The following is a 19,318-nucleotide window of genomic DNA, read 5'->3' as shown; positions in this document are numbered from 1 at the left end:
TCCCCTTACTCTGTCAGGGGCAGCCTCACTGTGAAGATACTCCCCAGCCCCGGTGTACTTTGAACGGAGGCCTTTCCCTTGTGTACCTGGGCGATCCACTGGACCATGGATAATCCCAGGCCGCTGGATTCCCCGGAACGGGACTTGTCCCCCCGGAAGAACCGCTCCCAGATTTGATCTGTCTGCTCCGGCGGGATGCCGATGCCGGTATCCTTCACTTCCAATACAGCCTGCTGCCCCTGACGGCTGAGAGAGACATCAATTTGTCCCTGGGGCCGGTTATACCGGATGGCGTTGGTCAGCAGATTGGTCAGCAGCCGGATCAGCAGGGTCTCATCGCCGGTGAGGAAGATCCCCGGTTCCAGCTGCCACCGAAGGGTCAGCCCCGCCTTTTGGGCCTGGTCCTCCATATCCATACACACCGCTTCCCACAGCTCTCCCAGCTCCAGCCGCTCCAGACGGGGCTGAAAGGTGCCGTTGTCCCCTCTGGCCAGCAGAAGCAGCTGGGAGACAATGGCGGACATATAGCCGCACTGATGGGAGACAGATTCAAGGGCCTCCAGCTGATCCTTGCAATTGGCCTGGGGAGAGAGGGCAAATTCACACTGGGAACGGATGACCGCCAGAGGTGTGCGCAGCTCATGGGAGACGTCGGAGGTGAATCTCCGTTCTGCGTCAAAGGAGCGCTGAAGTCGGGAGAGCATCCGGTTGAGGGTGGCCCCCAGGCGGTAGAGCTCATCCTCTCCGCCGGACAGGGGAACCCGCTGGCTCAGATCGCTGCCGGAGGAGATGGCGTCAGCGGTGGTGGCCATCTGTTCCACCGGCAGGAATGCCCTTCTGGTGATGCGCCATCCTCCCAGCGCCGCCGCCAGCGCCACCCCTGGCAGTACCAGCAGCACCAGCAGCCACAGCAGGCTGGAGGTACGGGTGGCCTCCGTCAGGGAACAGAGCCCCCGGACCCAGAAACCGGTGGAGCCATCCATGGCGTAAAGGTCGTAGACCAGCCATTTTTCTCCATTTTGTTCTACGGTCTTGATAGTTTGATCTTCCAGCAGCGCATCCACCTGTACCCCCAGATTCACTTTGGGAGCAACCAGATATCCCTGTACATCATAGACAAAGAGGGAAACACCGCCTTGATAAAAGTCCAGCTTGCTGCTTTCCAGCTCGCCATAACGGAAATGGACATCGCCCACCAGGTCGGTGACGGCGTTGACCAACTGCTGGTTCAGCTGCTGCCGGGACAGACTGCGGGTGGTGAGAAACAGCAGCCCCGCTGTGGCCAGCAGCACCGCCACCATAAAGGAGGTGTACCACAGGGTCACACGGGCTTTGATGGATAATTTCTTCATGGCTCATCCCGGAGGGTGTAACCGGTCCCCCGAACCGTATGGATCAGCTTTTTCTCAAAAGGATCATCGATCTTCTTGCGGAGATAGCGGATGTAAACATCCACAATATTGCTGCCTCCCTCAAAGCCGTAATCCCATACCTGATTTTCCAGCTGCGCCCGGGAGAGAATGGCGCCCTTGTGGCGCAGCAAGGATTCCAGCAGGGCAAACTCCCGGGTGGAGAGGCTGATTTCCCTGCCGTCCCGAGTGACCCGATGGGTGGACAGCTCCATCACCAGATCGCCGGCCTGGAGCAAATCGCTTTTTTCCGTGGAGTTGCGCCGCAGCAGCGCCCGGACCCGGGCGGTCAGCTCGGAAAAATCAAAGGGCTTTGTGAGATAATCATCAGCACCCGCGTCCAACCCCTCCACCCGGTCGGATATGGCGTCCCGGGCGGTAAGCAGCAGCACCGGCACCGGATTCTTCCGGGAGCGCAGGGTGCGCAGTACCGTCAGCCCATCCACCTTGGGCATCATAATATCCAAAATCACCAGATCATAATCAGTTGCATCCAGATAGTCCAGCGCCTGCTGGCCATCGGCACAGCCGTCCACGCCAAAGCCTTCGGCACGCAGCCGCTTGACGGTTACATCCAGCAGATCCGGCTGGTCCTCCGCTAATAAAATACGCAAAGCATATTCCTCCTTCCACAGCGTGGTAAAAATCAGATTATCCCCCATACAGTCCCAAAGGAATGATTTCCTTCCTTATGGCATGGCCCGCAGCTGTACGCCTGCGGCAGGTTGGCCGGCGGAAGGATGCGGGGACATTTTCAAAAAAATTTGATTTTCACCGCTGCTTTAATGTTCTTCTCATTTTTCACGGATAGAATAAAGCCATAGACCAGGGAAGCCCCCCTGGAACGATCAAAAGCTTACAGGAGGATTTTAACATGAAAAAAATGATTTTTACAGCGATTTTCGCAGTTTTGCTTCTTTCCGGCTGCACACAGGCCAATGGAGAAAAGATGACCCAGTCCATCCAGTCCAGTTCTTTGGCTCAAAGTGCTCAGTCCCAAAGCGCGGTTTCCTCTGAAAGTTCTTCCGCTGCGCAAAGCATGGCTTCGTCTTCTGCTCAAAGCACCGCCTCTTCCAGTGAAAGCGCAGTTTCCTCCAGCCGCAGCAGCACGCTGTCGGATGTTGTCACCGGGGACGCCGCCACTGATGAGGAAAACTATTACCGCAACAAGGCAGAGCAGGAAGCTATTGATGTAGAAATTGACAATCTGGAAGCGAAATACCGGATCGGCGAGCTGGACAGAGATACCTTTATTGTCCAGAAGCAAGAGCTGGAGCTTCAGGAAAATGTGCTGGAGGCAGAGGAAGATCTGCTGGAAGATGTGGTGGACATGAACTATAGAATGAACCGCACTCTGCCGGAGGGTACCCTGGAACAGCTGCTGGAGCAGCTGCGGCAGGTGGAAACCGATGGCCGGGCCCTGGAAGTGGAGGAAAATACTCTCAAGCAGGACTATCGTGCCGGCAACATCACCCGGGAGGATTTTGTGACCAAGATGGTGGAAATCGTGCGCCAGGAGGAGGCGCTGGACCGTCAGGAGGATGCGCTGGAGGACGCTTTGGAGCGGATGGGCTGGGATGACTAAGCTTCCTTTCCCTGGAAAGCGCTGGATCGTCCAAAGGGCTCCATTAAAGTAAAAAGCCCCAAATCATAGCTGGGTGTACGTAAGACAGTATTGCGCTAAGATTGACGAAGCGGCACGAAACCGCATGGAGCTGATCGTGCCGAAGCTGGCAAAGCAGTACGGCGTGACCGAGCAACTGAAAGCCGATAATCAAATGGAATGGGTGCGGCAGATGAACGCTTGCAAGGCACAGGCAGAGGAGATTGTGAAAGCGGAATTGATTTATGATTGAGCGAGGAAGTCCGGGCAGAAAACTGTTCGGACTTTTCTCATATAGTCCAAAGTTGCGGTAGAACTGTTCACAAGTTTTATGGTATAATTTGAATACGAAAAGTGAGCAACAAATCCTAATTTGACGAGGTATTGATAGAATGGTAGAAGTAAAATTTTATGACAATGTCGCAGATGAATTTTTGAAGTTTGCAGTGATAATATCCAAAACAGATAACAAGTGGGTATTCTGTAAACACAAAGAAAGAGAGACTTATGAAATACCAGGAGGTCACAGAGAACCTGGAGAAAGTATTTTAGAAACAGCTAAAAGAGAATTACAAGAAGAAACAGGAGCAGTTGATTTTAGAATTGAACCAATATGTGTGTATTCTGTTAAAGGAAAGACACGAGTAAATGAAAATATTGATGATGAAACTTTCGGAATGTTATTTATTGCAGACATTAACTCATTTGAGGAATTACATAGTGAGATTGAGAAGATATTGATTTCAGATAAGTTAGTTGAAAATTGGACATATCCTTTAATTCAACCTATATTGATTGAAGAAGCAAAAAAAAGAGGCTTTATATAAATAGACAAGCAACGGAAACTTTCAGTTTGGCGAACTGATAAAATCCCTTTAGGAACTAAAGGGCGCACTTCTATACTCTCCTATCGGGAGTATGTGCGTCCTGCGGAGCTTCATTCTCCGTCAGCAGAAAAAACTGCCAGACCGAGAATGTTTCGTCACTTTGTTCCGTCAAGGGAGCTACACTCCCTTGCGACGCTTGTGCGTCTATCCCTTGTGGACTTGCCGTCCGCAAACGGTTTTGACAAACCGTTTGCCGCCAGCAAGTTTGAAGATTAGACATAAACAAATCCTCCGCATGGTCTAAGCCATACGGAGGATTAACTGTTTTACGGACACCCGTCTATTTCAGACGGACTTCTTTCAAATCAAATAAAAGCACAATGGCCGCCGGAATTATTTCCGGCGGCCGCTGTTTTTGCGTTTGTATGAAATGAAGGGAAAGGAAAATCAGGCTTTTCCGGCGCAGCCCAGCACGTCCACGATCTTGTGGCGAACCAGCTCACGGATGTGATCCCGGGCGGGGGTCAGATACTGACGGGGATCAAAGTGAGAAGGATTCTCCGCCATATATTTGCGGATAGCGGCGGTCATGGCCAGACGCAGGTCGGAATCGATGTTGATCTTGCAGACAGCCATGGTAGCGGCCTTGCGCAGCATCTCTTCAGGGATGCCGATGGCGTCGGGCATCTTGCCGCCGTACTGGTTGACAATGGCCACATCCTCCTGGATGACGGAGGAAGCGCCGTGGAGCACGATGGGGAAGCCGGGGAGACGGCGGGAGACCTCTTCCAGGATATCAAAGCGCAGCTGAGGCTTCTGGCCGGGCTTGAATTTGTAAGCGCCATGGCTGGTGCCGATGGCAATGGCCAGGGAATCCACTCCGGTGCGGGTGACAAATTCCTCTACCTCGGCAGGATTGGTGAAGTTGGCGTCCTCGGCGGAAACATTGACATCATCCTCAATGCCGGCCAGCTTGCCCAGCTCGCCTTCCACCACCACGCCCCGCTCATGGGCGTATTCCACTACCTTGCGGGTCAGAGCGATGTTGTCCTCAAAGCTGTGGGCGGAGCCGTCGATCATTACGGAGGTAAAGCCGCCGTCGATGCAGGATTTGCAAATTTCAAAATCCGCGCCGTGGTCCAGATGAAGAGCGATGGGCAGATTGGTGTCGGCAATGGCCGCTTCCACCAGCTTGACCAGGTAGATATGCTTGGCATACTTTCTGGCGCCTGCGGAAACCTGAAGGATCAGAGGGGCGTTTTCCTCTTTGGCAGCCTCGGTGATGCCCTGAACGATCTCCATGTTGTTGACGTTGAAAGCGCCGATGGCGTAACCGCCCTCATAGGCTTTCTGGAACATTTCTTTCGTGGAAACCAATGGCATGACGCATTCTCCTTTTTATTCAAGTATAGGGGGGCGGGACCTGAAGGGCCCCACATCGTTTTCATTATAACTCAAAAGACAGCTTTGTTTCAATGCAATGCAAAGAAATTCCATGTTTTTGCCCTTAAAAGCCGGATTTCTCCATCATACCGCCTGCAAAGAAGCTTTTTCCTCAAAAAGTTCTCCGTGGTGGCGGGCATAGTGAAACAAAAATTGCTGTGCGATGCCGGCGGTGGGCAGCAGCGCTTCCGGCAGCCCCTGGGGATACAAAACGGCGGAAACTTTTTTCATCCATGTATCCATGGGAAAACATTCCACCCTGCCAAAACCGTACAGCAGAATACAGTCAGCCACCTTGGGCCCCACCCCTTTGACCTCCATCAGTGCCTGACGGGCTTCTCCGGTAGGCAGGCGGGCCACCTTTTTCAGGGATAACCGGCGGCTGGAAACCTGCCGGGCCGCGTCCAGCAAATATTCCGCCCGATAGCCGCAGCGGATGGGCGCCAGATCCTCCGCCTCCAGCACTGCCAGACGCTGCGGGGTGGGAAAGGTGAAAAAGTCTTCCTCCAGCGGTTCCCCGTACAGCCGGCATAAACGCTCCAGAATCCCCTTGATCCGGGGGATGTTGTTGTTGGCGCTGATGATGAAGGAACAGAGGGTTTCCCAGGGGTCCTGACGCAGCACCCGTATCCCCGGAGCCCAGGCCATGGCGTCCCGGAGAACCGGATCTTTACGGTACAGTGTTTTCAGGCGTCCGTAGGAACGGCCCAGATCAAAATACCGGCGCAGCTGCGGCCAATCTTCTGTGTCCGCTCCGGGAAAGAGAATATCCTCCCCCTGACGGGCGATGGTCCATACCCGTCCTTCCACCGGCCCGGCCCATCGGTCCGGTTCCATCTGCCGCCAGCGGAAGGCCTGTCCGCAGTCCAATGTGCCGGGAAGATCCAGCTGGGGGGCAAAACCGGGAAGCAGTATCCCCTCTTGAGAAAAAACAGGCTTCATTACAGATCGCTCCTTTGCCAGGCGGCGGTGGTCAGCCCCTTTGACCGATGAGAAAAGACCCGTAAAAGCTGTTCCGCCGCTGGGCCTTGGGTCAAATCATGGGGCGAATGGGGGTATTATAGCAAAAAACGCGGCAAATGGAAATGCCTCTCCAAGAGGAAAATATTGTGACAGTTTGTGAGAAACAGGAGGACTGTGGAGCCTCTTGAGGGAAATTTTCATGGCGCTGCGGCAGCTGCAGGCAGGGATACCGGGGCAAAACTGTGGAAAAAAGTCAGACCTGATGGTGGAAAGAAAAAGAAGCGTCCGTGATGCGCGGAAAAATGTTTTACCTGGAGACAGAATCTCAACACTCTGTTATCACATCCGGGGAAAAAAACAACGATCCTTTTCCAGTTCTCCACCATTTTATTCAGCGAAAAAAGTGGTCAAACCCTTGATTTTTCCACACTTTCAACAGGGTTTTCAACAGGATTTGTGGAGACGGGGGTGGAAAGAGTGGAAAACACCATATTACAACGGGTATAATCCACCGCTGCCATCGTGGAATAATCGTCAAAAGCAGTGAAATGCTCCACAAACTGGATGGGGAAAATGGGAAAATGGGGTATAAAATCCATATCCGGGACAGAAAATAATCAAGCCGGAGAGACGGCAGAATAATTTCCGGAGCACAGCGGAGGTATCTTGTCCGCGGGGGACGGGGAAACAGAGAGGGGATTACATCATGCTCAAAGGTGTCAATAAAAAAGTGGTGGAAGTAGTGGAGACTGAGAACGATTATTTTGAAAAAGCGATCCTGTTTATCAAGGCGGAGAAACAAGAACGGGATGAGGGGACCATCCGGCAGAGGGCAATGGAATACCTCAAAGGGATTCGCTATACCCCCCGCCGGTCTGTGGCGCTGCCCAAACTGGCGCTGTCAGCACTGCGCTTTGCCACAGCAATGGCGCTGGGAGCTGTAGCGGCAGGGATGTTTCTCCGCTGACGGCGGAGAAAGGCCGGAAAACGGGTTGGAAAGCTGTCTGGGGAGCAAATGGTAATGATTGGAATATCCCCTGAAGACCGGCCTTTTCTTCTTTGCATCCGGTGGAAAATGTGATATACTATACTAAATATATCGAAAAGCAGCGAAGCGGCCCGAATAAGGGCCGCAAAAGCCTTGAAAAGTGAAAAGAAAGAGCCCCCTGAAAAGCAGGCGATCTGTGTTCTTTTCTGATACAGGCAGCTCCGGGTGAAAAAGCGCCCAAAGGGAGTAGATTGTTCTGGGTGAGAAAAAGAGGGATTTGGTTTGAAAGGGCTCTGGGAAGGATAAGCCGGGTCTGCCGGTGGGGTAAAAGGATGGAGCAGAAAAAAGATACGATTATAGCGGGGCGCAATCCTGTTTTGGAAGCCCTCCGTTCTCAGCAGGAGCTGGAAAGCGTCTACATACAGCAGGGGGACCGAAAAGGTCCGTTGGCAAAGATCGCCGCCATGGCCCGTCAGCGGGGGATTCCTGTCAAAGATGCCACAGCGGAAAAATTGCAGGCGATGTCCGGCATCAGCAGCCACCAGGGAGTGGCGGCGGTACTGGCGGCGGCGGATTATGCCACACTGGAGGATATCTACGCCCGGGCAGGGGATGAACCCCTGTTCGTGGTGCTGGCGGACGATATAGAGGATCCTCACAACCTGGGAGCCATTATCCGTACCGCCGAGGCGGCTGGAGCTCATGGGATCATCATTCCCAAGCGCCACAGCGCCGGATTGACCGCCACGGTGGCCAAATCCGCGGCGGGAGCAGTGGCCTGGCTGCCGGTGGTGCGGGTGTCCAATCTTCCGGCGGTGATGGAACAGCTCAAAGAGCGGGGCGTTTGGTTCTATTGCGCCGATATGGATGGCCAGGACTGGTGCTCTATGGATTACAGCGGCGGTGTTGGACTGATCATTGGGTCGGAAGGCCGGGGCGTCAGCCGCCTGGTGCGGGAAAAGTGTGATTTTGTGGTGTCCATGCCCATGCGTGGGAAGGTCAATTCCCTCAATGCGTCGGTGGCAGGAGGCATTATCCTGTATGAAGTGGCACGGCAGAGGATGGGATTGGCCGCCAGAAACCGGTGACCCGCCCGGAGGACAGAGGTAGACAGGAGGTTTTTTCATCAGTGGCTGACAGATACAGTGTTGACGATATTCTCAGTGAGTTTGGCAGTAGCCGCGGCAAAAAAGAATCCTCCGTCCGCCGTTCCCAGGGAGCGGAGGAACGGGAGCGTTCTTCTCAGGACATTGAGCAGGACGAGGAGGATGTGAAGGTATGGACCGGTTCTTCTTCCTCCGGCCGTGCCAATGGAACTTTTGGAAAAAAGCCCATGGAGGAGGATGAAGAGGACGAGGAGGACTTCTGGCGTCCCAAGAGAAAGTCTTTTCGAAACGCTCCCCCAGCCCGGAAGGCGGCGCAGGAAGAGCCGGAGGAAGACGAAGAAGACGAGGAGGACTTCTGGAGCCCCAAGAAAAAGTCAGCCCGAAGCGCTCCCCCAACCCGGAAAGCGGTGCGGGAGGAGCCGGAGGAAGACGAAGAGGACGAGGAGGACTTCTGGAGCCCCAAGAAAAAGTCAGCCCGAAGCGCTCCCTCAGCCCGGAAAGCGGTGCGGGAAGAGCCGGAGGAAGATGAAGAGGACGAGGAGGACTTCTGGAGCCCCAAGAAAAAGTCAGCCCGAAGCGCTCCCTCAGCCCGGAAAGCGGTGCGGGAAGAGCCGGAGGAAGACGAAGAGGACGAGGAGGATTTCTGGAGCCCCAAGAGAAAGTCTTTCAGAAACGCTCCCTCAGCCCGGAAAGCGGTGCGGGAAGAGCCGGAGGAAGACGAAGAGGACGAGGAGGATTTCTGGAGCCCCAAGAGAAAGTCTTTCAGAAACGCTCCCCCAACCCGGAAAGCGGTGCGGGAAGAGCCGGAGGAAGACGAAGAGGACGAGGAGGACTTCTGGAGCCCCAAGAAAAAGTCCACCCGAAGCGCTCCCCCAGCCCGGAAGGCAGTACGGGAAGAGCCGGAAGAGGATGAAGAGGACGAGAAAGATTCCTGGAGCCCCAAGAAAAAGTCCACCCGAAGCGCTCCTCCAGCCCGGAAAGCGGCGCGGGAAGAGCCGGAGGATGATGAAGAGAATGAGGATAGATTTTGGCACCTGAAAAAGAAACTGTCCCCAACAGGGGAACATACAGGCGCCATGAAAGGGAAAACGGATTCCCGGAAAGGGTCTGAGCAGGGGGAGGAACAGGAAGAGGGAAGCACTGCGTTTCGCCGCCGTCCGCCTCGTTCCGCTCCCACTCGCCCACGGTTGGGAGAACAGGCTTTTACCCCTACCACACCTGAAGAGATGGATGCTTTGCTGGATCGCTTCGGAGGCCGGGAAAAAGCGGATTTGGATTTCCTGGAAGAGCCCCTGACCCCGGAGGAACCGGAAAAGCCTACTCCTGCCCAGACATTTGTAGCGGATTGGGAGCAGCGGGCCCGGGAGAAAACCGGCCCCATACCGGATCTGAAGAAGATGGCCCCAAAAATGGCGGAAGAGGAGCAGCCGCAGCGGGTCCGTTCACAGCAGCAGTCCCGTCCGCGTCAGCAGTCCCAGCAGAACCGCCAGGCCAGGCCGGGTGTCCGGCAGGAAGGCGGGGAAGAGCCGCGTCAGGAGCAGGCAAAAGGTCCACGCCGTTCACAGCAGGCCAATGAAGGAGGACGGCGCAGCTTATATCAGCCGGGAAGAAGACCTTCCAGAATGGCTGCCGCAGCCCGGATCGTTACCAGCGGAGAAGGGGGCGCAGAGCCGGAGGATGAGCTGGACGCCAAGATTCTGGCCAGCACCGCCCAGGAGGAACGGGATGAACCTCAGCGGCCTGCCCGTCAGCCAAAGCGTCCGCCCCAGTCCAAACGAGCGCAGCAGGCGGAAGAGATCTTCCAGGCCACGGCGGAAGCTCAGGAAGAAGAGGAGGAAACAGCTGCCGCCCGTCCGGTGAAAAAACGTCAGGAAAACAACGCCCAGGTGGCCCAGCAGCTGGACCGGATGCGCACCAGCCTCTTTATCCGCCTGGGAGTGAACCTGATTACACTGGCGATGGTGGTATACCTGACGCTGGCGCCGGAGTATGCCTTCCCGCTGCCTGGTTTTCTGGATCCGGGAGAGAACCTGAGTGCTTATCTCTGGTCCGGTGTGATACTGGTGATGATTTCCACTGTAGTCAGCGGAAACACTGTGGGAGGCGGAATGCTTTCGCTGCTGCGGCTGCGTCCAAACAATGACTGCTACAGTTCTCTGGCGGTTTTCGCCTGTTTGATTCAGGGCGCCTATGTGGCGATGACCCCGGCGCTGTATGAGGAATATTCCAGCAATATCTATCTTCCCATGGCGGTGCTGATGCTGCTGTTCAATACCCTGGGCAAGCTGATCATGCTTTCCCGGATGGCCCACAGCTTCTCCTTTGCTGTCAGCAAGGGTGACAAGCAGGTGGCCGGCGTGGTGGAGAGCCGGGAGCTGAGCCGCCGTCTGGCAGGAAATGTCGCTGAGGATGAACCCCGGGTGGCCTATTTCAGCCAGGCCTCCAGTGTCAGCAACTTTCTGGACCAGGCCTTCAGCGAGAGCAAGGCGGAGGATATTTCCAAGATCATCGCCCCTATGACCGCTGTGGCTGCCCTGGTGATGGCACTGATTTCTTACCTGTTCAGCAAGGATATCTTTACCGCCGCCTGTGTCTATACCGGAGCCCTTTGCATCACCTCTCCGGTGGCTGGGGTGATCGCCTCCAATCTGCCCCTTTCCCTGGTCAACGGCAGACTGGCACGGTGGGGAGCAACCCTCTGCGGTTATGAGGCGGTGGGACGGTTCAGCGGGGTCAATACCCTGTATCTGAAATGCTCTGAGCTGTTTCCCAAGGGCTGTGTTACCATCCAGGGCATCAAGACCCTGGACCGCCGTCCCATTGATCAGGTGATTTTGGATGCCGTCAGCGTCCTGGGAAGCTGTGATTCTCCCCTCACCCCCCTGTTCCGGGAAATGGTCCCGGACGGCCACATCCTGCAGAAGGTGGAAAGCCTGGAATATCAGGATGAGATGGGTCTGTCCGCCTGGGTGGGCGGACGGCGGGTCCTCATCGGCAACCGGCAGCTGATGGATGCCTATGGGGTGGAGCTGCCCTCCGAGGAATGGGAGGAGCGGTATACCCAGAACGGCAACCGGGTGCTGTATCTGTCCAATTCGGGCCAGGCGGCAGCCATGTATATCCTGTCCTACAAGGCGGATAAGCAGATGCGCCGGGCGCTGGAGCTGCTGTGCGACCGGGATATGGCGGTGTGTATTTATTCCACCGATCCCAATGTCACGGCGGAGGAAATCTCCCGGATCTACGACTTCCCCAAGGAACTGGTGGCCATCCAGCCGGCGGCTCTTCACGGAGCCACAGCCAAGTATCTGGCCCCCAGGGGGCGGGTGCGGGCTGGCCTTCTCCATAACGGCAGTCCGGCTTCCTATGTCCGGGCCCTGCTGGCCGCCCGGTCCTGCGCTGGAAGCATCACTCTGGAAACGGCGTTCCTGCTGCTGTCGGTGGTCATTGGTTTCGCCATCGTCACCTTCTTTGCCTTTACCCAGGGGATGAGTGCCTTGACCTGGATTACCATTGCTGTATATCAGCTCTTCTGGCTGCTGGTACAGCTGACGGTGCCGTTGATTCGCGGTTTGTAAGAAAAACTGGTTTCCGATAAGAAATACTATTTGAACAAAGGCCCGCGCTTTTTATAAAAGCGCGGGCCTTTGAGCGTGTCGAAGAAGTTCGACACGCTTCCAGGGGGACTGGGTTCCCCTGGGTACGCTGGAGATTTCTGACAAAACCAGCGGCGATGCTCTCTGGTATTGCGTCCGGGTGGGCCCAGCCCCGTTATATTTGGGCCAAAAGAAATCACATCAGCTGTCTTCAAAGCCACAGGCCCAGAAAAAGTGCCTCTTTTTGCCTGCCGGAGAGCCTCGAAGCAGGTTTTGGGGCAAAATGAAAATTTTTCGGCTCTTTTGTGATATGCGGGAAACAGCGCTTTCTATCATGGAAAAAATCCCCTTTTATCAGGCGTGGGACAAAAACTTAGCGGAATAACCAAATGGTCCCAGCCTTTATTGACGGGTCCAAAATAGCAATAGCCACGACGCACAAAGTTTGAATCTGGCTTTTGTATAACCATACAATCGTTAGGATTATAACAAGGGGAAATTTTTCATATTCAGGTCAAAAACTGGACAAAAAATATAATTTTTACCCACATACCCCGGAACTGAATTGGTACTTTTGCGTAAAAATCTATTGCAAAAAATCCAAGTTGCCGGTATAATGATTACCATGGCGCGGTAAAAGTATCGCACCAAAATCTGATTTCAATGGAGCCTCAGGGCTTTTTGAAACAGTGCCGCCGGAGAGCAGCGCTGTCCGGACGGACTTCCATCACACCTGACGGCAGGTGAACAGAAAGGGGAAAGCCAGTTATGAAACAATTCTCAGCGGATAAGATCAGAAATGTGGCCATCACAGGACACAGCGGCGCAGGAAAGACTTCCCTGGCGGAGGCCATGCTCTACCGGGCCAAGACCTCTGACCGCCTGGGTCGTGTGGTGGATGGAAATACAGTGTGTGACTTCGATCCCGAGGAGATCAAGCGGAAGGTGAGCGTATCCTCCGCCGTGGCTCCCATGGAGTGGAAGGAAACAAAAATCAACCTGATCGACTGCCCCGGCCTCTTTGACTTCGAGGTGGGCATGGTGGAAGGCATTCGCGCCGCCGAAAGCGTCCTGATCGTGGTTTCCGGTAAATCCGGCGTCAACGTTGGTACCGAGAAAGCCTACAAGGCTGCCACCAAGATGGGGAAATCCAAGCTGTTCTACGTCAATAAGATGGACCGGGAGAACGCCGATTTCACCAAGGTGCTGGCTCAGATGAAGGAAGTCTTCGGCAACCACATCTGCCCCATGGTAGTGCCCTATGTGGAGAACCATAAGGTGGTCTGCTATGTCAACCTGGTGGAAAACACCGTCTTTGCTTATGATGCTTCCGGCCAGCGGAAAGAGCGGGAGCTGCCTGCCGCCGCTGCCGATTACATTGAGGAGATGAAGAACAACCTCTATGAGGCCATCGCTGAGACCAGCGAGGAGCTGATGGATAAGTTCTTCTCCGGCGAGCCCTTTACCCAGGAGGAAATCAGCAGCGGCTTGCTCAGCGGCGTCAAGAGCGGCACCATCGCTCCTGTGTTCTGCGGCTCCGCCCTGACTACCGAGGCCATTCATCCCCTCCTCAACGCCATGATCTCCATTCTGCCTTCCGCCGCCGACAATGCCGGTGAGATGGCTGTTGCGCCCGATGGCAAGGAAGTCATGATCGACTGCGACGAGAATCAGCCCTTTGCCGGTCTGGTCTTCAAGACCGTGGCTGATCCCTTTGTGGGCAAGCTGTCCTTTATCAAGGTAGTGGCCGGCCGTCTGACCGCCGCCTCCACCCCTGTCAACGCCCGCACCGGTGAGCCGGAGCGTCTGGGCAAGCTCATCTGCGTCAAGGGTAAGAAGCAGGAGGATGCCGACGCCATCTTTGCCGGCGATATCGGCGCTGTTACCAAGCTTTCCTCCGCCATCACCGGCGATACCCTCTGCGATCCCAAGCGGGTGGTTTCCTTCAAGCCCGCCGAGTTCCCCAAGCCCTGCCTGACCATGGCCATCACCGTCAAGAACAAGGGCGATGAAGGCAAGATCGCGGCGGCTCTTGCCCGTCTGATGGAAGAAGATCCCGCTATCTCCTATGAGAACAATGTGGAGACCAAGCAGCAGCTGATTTCCGGTTTGGGCGAGCAGCACCTGGATGTCATCGTCTCCAAGCTGAAAAACAAGTTCGGCGTGGATGTGGGTCTGGAGAAAGCCCGTGTGGCTTACCGTGAGACCATCCGCAAGAAGGTGAAGGTCCAGGGCCGTCACAAGAAGCAGTCCGGCGGACACGGCCAGTTCGGTGATGTGTGGATCGAGTTTGAGCCCTGCGACAGCGAGGGTCTGGTTTTTGAAGAGAACGTATTCGGCGGCGCGGTGCCCAAGAACTTCTTCCCCGCAGTGGAAAAGGGTCTGCAGGATTGCGTCAAGCAGGGCGTTCTGGCAGGATATCCCGTGGTGGGCCTGAAAGCCACTCTGGTGGATGGCTCCTACCATCCGGTGGATTCCTCCGAAATGGCCTTCAAGACCGCTGCCTCTCTGGCTTATAAGGCGGGCCTGCCTCAAGCCGGTCCGGTCATTCTGGAGCCCATCGGCACTTTGAAGGTCTATGTTCCTGACGCCAACACCGGTGATATCATCGGTGAGCTGAACAAACGCCGGGGCCGTGTGCTGGGCATGAATCCCACCGACGACAAGCTCCAGGAGATCGTTGCGGAGGTTCCCATGAGCGAGATGGGCGATTTCGCCACCACGCTTCGCTCCATCAGCCAGGGCCGCGGTTCCTTCACCCTCACCTTTGAGCGGTATGAGCAGCTGCCTCAGATGCTGGAAGCCTCTGTCATTGAGGAAGCCAAGGCGCTCCGCAGTGATGAATAATTAGCATCTTTCCCAGAAAAACAGTGCGGCGGCACGGACCAAAAATGGTTCGTGCCGCCGTTTTGCGTTGCGTTTTTAGGTTTGGGAATGACGGGGGCAATGGTAGTTTCGTGGTTTGTCCCAACTGGTGTAAACGGTTTCTGATTTTAGCTGACCTGGATTCTTTGTTTGAGAAAGGCAGCCTGAACCGCCCGCAGCCGGATGCTTCCAGGAAAAAGGCATCCGGCTGCAGGGGCTTCAGGTTTTTGGCCTCTCATGGTCCCAGTCAATCAGGAAAAGATTGTTGGGTGTGCATTCCAGCAGCTGGCAGAGGGTCTCGATCCGTTCCAACTTGATGGAGGACGTCTGGTTGTTGACCATGCGGCTGAAATTTTGCCAGCTCATTCCCAGCTGTTTATACAGCCAATATTTTGTTTTTCCTTTTTTCTCCAGCAGCGGCAGAATATTCAGCTTTATCATGAAAATCCCCCCTGTGCCTCAAACAAAAAGCTCATCATAGGAGATGCCAAAAATCTCCTTGAGGGCTTTTAACTCATCAGGGTAAATGTGCCGCTGTCCCACCTCTATTTTGGCCAGGGCGCTTCTGGTGATGTCGCAGCCCCGCACCTGCAGTTGAGCGGATAATTGTTCCTGAGATAACTTTTTGCTCATCCGAATGTTTCGTATCTGTTGTCCCAATAATTTTTCGTAAAGGAAATTCATCTGCTTGCTCTTTCATCTTCCCAATTAATAATGAAAAGATCGTTGGGTGTACAATCCAACAGTTGACAAAGTGTCTCCACCCGCTCCAACTTAATGGAGGACGTCTGGTTGTTGACCATGCGACTGAAATTTTGATAGCTCATTCCTAACTGCTTATACAGCCAATACTTTGTTTTCCCCTTTTTCTCCAAAAGAGCCAGAATATTAAGCTTTATCATAAACAAATGCCTCCAATATCTAATGTAATGGTTAGATAATAGAGTCCTTCTTGATTGAGGATGTAGACTTTTCGATTATATGATGTTAAAGTCTATAAATAAGGAGGCTTGATTTTATGAAAGAAAAAACCTGCTGCTTTACTGGTCATCGAATCATCCCAAAGGGAACTTTACCAGGGCTTTTGACGGAATTGGAACAAACACTGGAGTACTTGATCGGAAGGGGAGTCTGCTATTTTTGCACAGGTGGAGCTCTGGGATTTGATACGATTGCTGCTGAGGCTGTGCTGCGTTTCAGAGAACGAGCACCGCAAATTTCCTTGATTTTAGTGCTGCCCTGCAGGGAACAGACCAAAAACTGGTCCAGGGCGGATGTGGATCGCTATCAAGCCATTCTCCAAAAAGCGGATCAAGTGGTGTATGTATCCCAACATTACAGCCAGGACTGTATGCTTCTCCGTAACCGATCTTTGGTGGACCGCAGCTCCATCTGTGTGGCATACTGTATCCGCTCCACAGGGGGCAGCGCTTACACGTTGAATTATGCCCAAAAACAGGGCTTGGAGATCATACGGCTGAATAAATCCTGTATCCGGTGAGAGGCCCCTGTTACAGCTTGATCTTCCCTATTTTTCCGCCGGCTCCCGTTCCGCCAGCACCTGGAGGAATCCTCCCAGACGGGGGCTGCTCAGGTCGGCGCCGATGATGGTGTCCCCCCGCATCAGCAGACTGGCCAGCGCCTCCTCCGGTCCTTTCTCTCCCTCATAATTGAGCACCTGGTAGACATATTTATCAGCGGTTTTGCCTTTGTACCGTTCCAGACGGAAGCCTCGGCTCTGGAGCATCTGGGAATATTTCACATAGATTTCATCAAATTCCTTTGGAATGAGCACCTCTGTTTGGGAGACAGGCTCCGGCGCTACCTCCCATCCCAGAGAGGTGAGATAGGCCACTCGGTCTTCATTGGTTTTACACTTGGGCGGTTTGGGCACTCCAAAAACAGGGATGGCCTCTCCATCCCCAGCCAGGAAGAAAAATCCCAGAAAGGTCAGGCAAACGGCGAAAACTGCGGCAGCTACGCCCCGGCGCAGCCGGAAGGAAAGGATAAACATCAAAACGCCTCCTTTGACGAGGGATGAGTTTAAAATGGAGCGGGGCAAAAAATGAAGGGGAAAGAGACACATGGGTAAAAAGAATCTTTCCTTCTATTTTTATGCTGTAGGAAAAGAAGAATATGAGCCGGGCCGTGACAGCAAAGGGGAAAATGTGGTATGATGTTCTGCGGTAAAGACAACGGCGGCAGCCGATCAAGGAGGCGGAACTATGGCGTTGGTGCGGTTGGACAAGGCTTTGGCGGATCAGGGAATGTGGAGCCGCAAGGACGTAAAAGCCCTCATCCGCAAGGGCCAGGTGACAGTGGGCGGCATCCCTGAGACCGACCCGGGGCGGAAGGTGGACCGTGACAAGGACCGGGTGATGGTCAGCGGCCGGGAAATCGCCCTCAAAGAACACCTGTATCTGATGCTCCACAAGCCGGCGGGCGTGGTGTCCGCCACCAGGGATGAGCGGGAGCGGACGGTGGTGGATCTGGTGCCGCCGGAGCTGAAACGGCCCGGCCTGTTTCCGGCGGGACGTCTGGACAAGGACACCACCGGTATGATGATCCTCACCGATGACGGGGATCTGGCCCACCGCATTCTTTCCCCCCGCAGTCATGTGCCCAAAACCTACATCGCTCTTCTGGACCGTCCGGTGACGGAGGAGATGGTGCGGGCCTTTGCCGCGGGCATCCCCCTCAAAGGTGAAGGGGAGTGCCTGCCGGCGGTGCTCCGTTCCCGGGGAGAGCGGGAAGGAGAGGTGACCATCTGTGAAGGGATGTACCACCAGATCAAGCGGATGTTCACCGTCTGCGGGGCAACGGTATTGGCCCTCAAGCGAATCTCCATGGGCGCGCTGCCCCTGGACCCTCAGCTGGAGGAAGGAGCCTGCCGGGAGCTGACAGGGGAAGAACTGGCGCTGCTGGAGCAGCGGATGCCCCTGGGCCTTGGTGAGATTGCACAAGAAAAAGAATCCAACTGAATTTTGGGTAAAATGTCGGAAAGAGGCCACATACGGCAAAAAATGGCTCATGGTGCGTTCATATCATAGAAATAATTTTGTGGTAATGTAAAACAAGCTCCAAATAAGGGCGGCACGATTTTGGTAAATATTCCTGTAAAACGCAGAAAAAGGAAAAATGACGGCTTTTTTCGTGTCAAAAGCAGCTTTTTTCACAGTCAAATTGGGATTTTCCCCTCATAAATGATAAAAGTCTCCAATTGTGATTTGCAAAGCCACAATTTATTTCTTAAAAACTGTTGCAATTGCACAAAAAACAAGTTACAATAGAGATTGTATCAGATGGTTGTTTCCGGTCACTTTGCATAAGAGATTATAAGCAGATCATCAAACGGTGAAGAGGGGTAAGAAGTATGTCTAATAGATTGTTCCAGGGTCTCGTTTATCAGATGCGCGACGTCACCAACAAAACGATAGGCGTTGTAGATGAAAATGCCATCATCATCGCTTGCAGCGACCTGACCAAAATCGGCGAACCCCGGGAGCGGGTGGCAGAGATGCTCAATGAGAGCAATGATTTGTTCATCCATGATAAATATACCTACAAGCCCTTCGGCTCCAAGATGAAGGCGGAATACGCTGTGTTTGTGGAGGGTACCGACGACCTGGCCGCCAAGCTGTGCGGGGTGCTGACCATTTCCCTCAACAACATCAAGCAATACTATGATGAAAAGTACGACCGGGGCAACTTCATCAAAAATGTCATTCTGGACAACATCCTGCCGGGGGACATCTTTGTCAAGGCCCGGGAGCTGCATTTCAGCTCCGAAGTCAGCCGGGTGGTGCTGCTCATCCGCATTGTTTCCGCCAACGATATTTCCGCCTTCGATGTCATTCAGAACCTGTTCCCCGACAAGCAGAAGGACTTTGTTTTCAACATCAGTGAAAGCGACATCGTTCTGGTCAAGGAGATCAAGAGCGGCATCGATACCAAGGACCTGGAAAAGCTGGCCCGTTCCATTGTGGATACTCTGGGCAGCGAGTTCTACACCAAAGTGGTGGTGGGTATCGGCACCGTGGTCACCGGTGTGAAGGATCTGGCCAAGTCCTTCCGGGAGGCTCAGGCCGCCCTGGAGGTGGGCAAGGTCTTTGATACCGAAAAGCTCATCGTCAGCTATGATAACCTGGGCATCGCCCGGATCATCTATCAGCTGCCCACCACATTGTGTGAGATGTTCCTCAAGGAAGTTTTTAAGAAAGGGTCTATTGAAAGCCTGGATCAGGAGACACTGTTCACCATCCAGAAGTTCTTTGAAAACAACCTGAATGTTTCCGAAACCTCCCGGAAGCTTTTTGTCCACCGGAACACTTTGGTGTACCGTCTGGAAAAGATCAAGAAGCTCACCGGTCTGGACCTGCGGGAATTCGATCACGCCATTATCTTCAAGGTGGCGCTGATGGTCAAGAAATATCTGACCGCCAATCCTGTCAAGTATTAAGGGTTGGGCGGCACTCAGCCGGAATAGCTTCGCCCGGAGGGACGATCAGGAATGGGGAG

General features: G+C 54.2%; 18 protein-coding genes and 1 pseudogene. 11 read left to right on the top strand and 8 right to left on the bottom strand.

Annotated elements, in window-relative coordinates; genetic code table 11:
* Window positions 1-5 precede the first annotated feature (5 nt).
* Together BQ5383_RS03840 and BQ5383_RS03835 are read right to left on the bottom strand one after the other, a co-directional pair.
* Window positions 6-1,352 (bottom strand): sensor histidine kinase, encoded by a 1,347-nt coding sequence (locus tag BQ5383_RS03840; RefSeq protein WP_071429410.1) that lies wholly within the window; start codon window positions 1,350-1,352, stop codon window positions 6-8.
* Window positions 1,349-2,023 (bottom strand): response regulator transcription factor, encoded by a 675-nt coding sequence (locus BQ5383_RS03835; RefSeq protein WP_071429969.1) that lies wholly within the window; start codon window positions 2,021-2,023, stop codon window positions 1,349-1,351. The genes BQ5383_RS03840 and BQ5383_RS03835 overlap by 4 nt, the downstream gene beginning before the upstream one ends.
* A 260-nt stretch (window positions 2,024-2,283) precedes the next feature.
* Between BQ5383_RS03835 and BQ5383_RS03830 the strand changes: the two genes are divergently transcribed.
* From BQ5383_RS03830 to BQ5383_RS03820, 3 genes and pseudogenes are all read left to right on the top strand, one after another.
* Window positions 2,284-2,994 (top strand): membrane lipoprotein lipid attachment site-containing protein, encoded by a 711-nt coding sequence (locus BQ5383_RS03830; protein ID WP_071429409.1) that lies wholly within the window; start codon window positions 2,284-2,286, stop codon window positions 2,992-2,994.
* An 85-nt stretch (window positions 2,995-3,079) separates the two neighbouring features.
* A pseudogene (locus tag BQ5383_RS03825) lies at window positions 3,080-3,265 on the top strand (TnpV protein); the annotation flags it as partial.
* A gap of 139 nt (window positions 3,266-3,404) precedes the next feature.
* On the top strand, window positions 3,405-3,839 hold the full coding sequence (locus tag BQ5383_RS03820) for an NUDIX hydrolase (RefSeq protein ID WP_071429408.1): 435 nt from the start codon (window positions 3,405-3,407) through the stop codon (window positions 3,837-3,839).
* 447 nt (window positions 3,840-4,286) lie between these two features.
* Here the strand turns inward: BQ5383_RS03820 and fba are convergent, their stop codons facing one another.
* Both fba and BQ5383_RS03810 read right to left on the bottom strand, forming a co-directional pair.
* Window positions 4,287-5,222: a class II fructose-1,6-bisphosphate aldolase gene (gene fba / locus BQ5383_RS03815; protein WP_071429407.1), complete on the bottom strand. Its 936-nt coding sequence runs from the start codon at window positions 5,220-5,222 to the stop codon at window positions 4,287-4,289.
* A 144-nt stretch (window positions 5,223-5,366) separates the two neighbouring features.
* The gene (locus BQ5383_RS03810) at window positions 5,367-6,224 is read right to left on the bottom strand and encodes a DNA-3-methyladenine glycosylase family protein (RefSeq protein ID WP_071429406.1); all 858 of its coding nucleotides are present in this window, start codon (window positions 6,222-6,224) and stop codon (window positions 5,367-5,369) included.
* Window positions 6,225-6,429: 205 nt separating this feature from the next.
* Between BQ5383_RS03810 and BQ5383_RS20590 the strand changes: the two genes are divergently transcribed.
* From BQ5383_RS20590 to fusA, 5 genes are all read left to right on the top strand, one after another.
* The gene (locus BQ5383_RS20590; protein WP_139193334.1) at window positions 6,430-6,792 is read left to right on the top strand and encodes a hypothetical protein; all 363 of its coding nucleotides are present in this window, start codon (window positions 6,430-6,432) and stop codon (window positions 6,790-6,792) included.
* Window positions 6,793-6,951: 159 nt separating this feature from the next.
* Window positions 6,952-7,212 (top strand): hypothetical protein, encoded by a 261-nt coding sequence (locus BQ5383_RS03800; RefSeq protein WP_071429404.1) that lies wholly within the window; start codon window positions 6,952-6,954, stop codon window positions 7,210-7,212.
* Window positions 7,213-7,565: 353 nt separating this feature from the next.
* A complete protein-coding gene (gene rlmB, locus BQ5383_RS03795) occupies window positions 7,566-8,321 on the top strand; it encodes a 23S rRNA (guanosine(2251)-2'-O)-methyltransferase RlmB (RefSeq protein ID WP_071429403.1) in 756 nt (251 codons plus the stop codon).
* Window positions 8,322-8,362: 41 nt separating this feature from the next.
* Entirely contained in the window at window positions 8,363-11,917 is a 3,555-nt protein-coding gene (locus tag BQ5383_RS03790; RefSeq protein WP_071429402.1) for a cation-translocating P-type ATPase, read from the top strand.
* Between the two features lie 786 nt (window positions 11,918-12,703).
* On the top strand, window positions 12,704-14,782 hold the full coding sequence (gene fusA / locus BQ5383_RS03785; protein ID WP_071429401.1) for an elongation factor G: 2,079 nt from the start codon (window positions 12,704-12,706) through the stop codon (window positions 14,780-14,782).
* A 237-nt stretch (window positions 14,783-15,019) separates the two neighbouring features.
* Here the strand turns inward: fusA and BQ5383_RS03780 are convergent, their stop codons facing one another.
* The 3 genes from BQ5383_RS03780 to BQ5383_RS03770 are packed head-to-tail and all read right to left on the bottom strand — an operon-like array spanning window position 15,020 to window position 15,702.
* On the bottom strand, window positions 15,020-15,241 hold the full coding sequence (locus BQ5383_RS03780) for a helix-turn-helix domain-containing protein (protein WP_071429400.1): 222 nt from the start codon (window positions 15,239-15,241) through the stop codon (window positions 15,020-15,022).
* An 18-nt stretch (window positions 15,242-15,259) separates the two neighbouring features.
* Window positions 15,260-15,484, bottom strand: coding sequence for a helix-turn-helix domain-containing protein (locus tag BQ5383_RS03775; protein WP_071429399.1), 225 nt, complete (start codon window positions 15,482-15,484; stop codon window positions 15,260-15,262).
* Window positions 15,481-15,702: a helix-turn-helix domain-containing protein gene (locus BQ5383_RS03770; protein WP_071429398.1), complete on the bottom strand. Its 222-nt coding sequence runs from the start codon at window positions 15,700-15,702 to the stop codon at window positions 15,481-15,483. Before BQ5383_RS03770 ends, BQ5383_RS03775 begins: the two co-directional genes overlap by 4 nt.
* Window positions 15,703-15,818: 116 nt before the next feature.
* On the opposite strand from BQ5383_RS03770, the gene BQ5383_RS03765 reads away from it, so the two are divergent.
* Window positions 15,819-16,301: an SLOG family protein gene (locus tag BQ5383_RS03765; RefSeq protein ID WP_071429397.1), complete on the top strand. Its 483-nt coding sequence runs from the start codon at window positions 15,819-15,821 to the stop codon at window positions 16,299-16,301.
* Between the two features lie 27 nt (window positions 16,302-16,328).
* On the opposite strand, the gene BQ5383_RS03760 is transcribed toward BQ5383_RS03765, so the two are convergent.
* Window positions 16,329-16,814, bottom strand: coding sequence for a DUF4830 domain-containing protein (locus tag BQ5383_RS03760; RefSeq protein WP_071429396.1), 486 nt, complete (start codon window positions 16,812-16,814; stop codon window positions 16,329-16,331).
* Between the two features lie 211 nt (window positions 16,815-17,025).
* Here BQ5383_RS03760 and BQ5383_RS03755 point away from each other — a divergent pair, with 211 nt between their 5' ends.
* Together BQ5383_RS03755 and BQ5383_RS03750 are read left to right on the top strand one after the other, a co-directional pair.
* Complete coding sequence (locus BQ5383_RS03755; RefSeq protein ID WP_071429395.1) at window positions 17,026-17,781, top strand: pseudouridine synthase; 756 nt, start codon at window positions 17,026-17,028, stop codon at window positions 17,779-17,781.
* 392 nt (window positions 17,782-18,173) lie between these two features.
* Window positions 18,174-19,259, top strand: coding sequence for a PucR family transcriptional regulator (locus BQ5383_RS03750; protein ID WP_071429394.1), 1,086 nt, complete (start codon window positions 18,174-18,176; stop codon window positions 19,257-19,259).
* Window positions 19,260-19,318: the final 59 nt, after the last annotated feature.

The sequence above is a fragment of the Angelakisella massiliensis genome (genome assembly GCF_900104675.1).
GTDB lineage: Bacteria > Bacillota > Clostridia > Oscillospirales > Ruminococcaceae > Angelakisella > Angelakisella massiliensis.
This window is presented reverse-complemented; position numbering and strand designations above follow the sequence as displayed.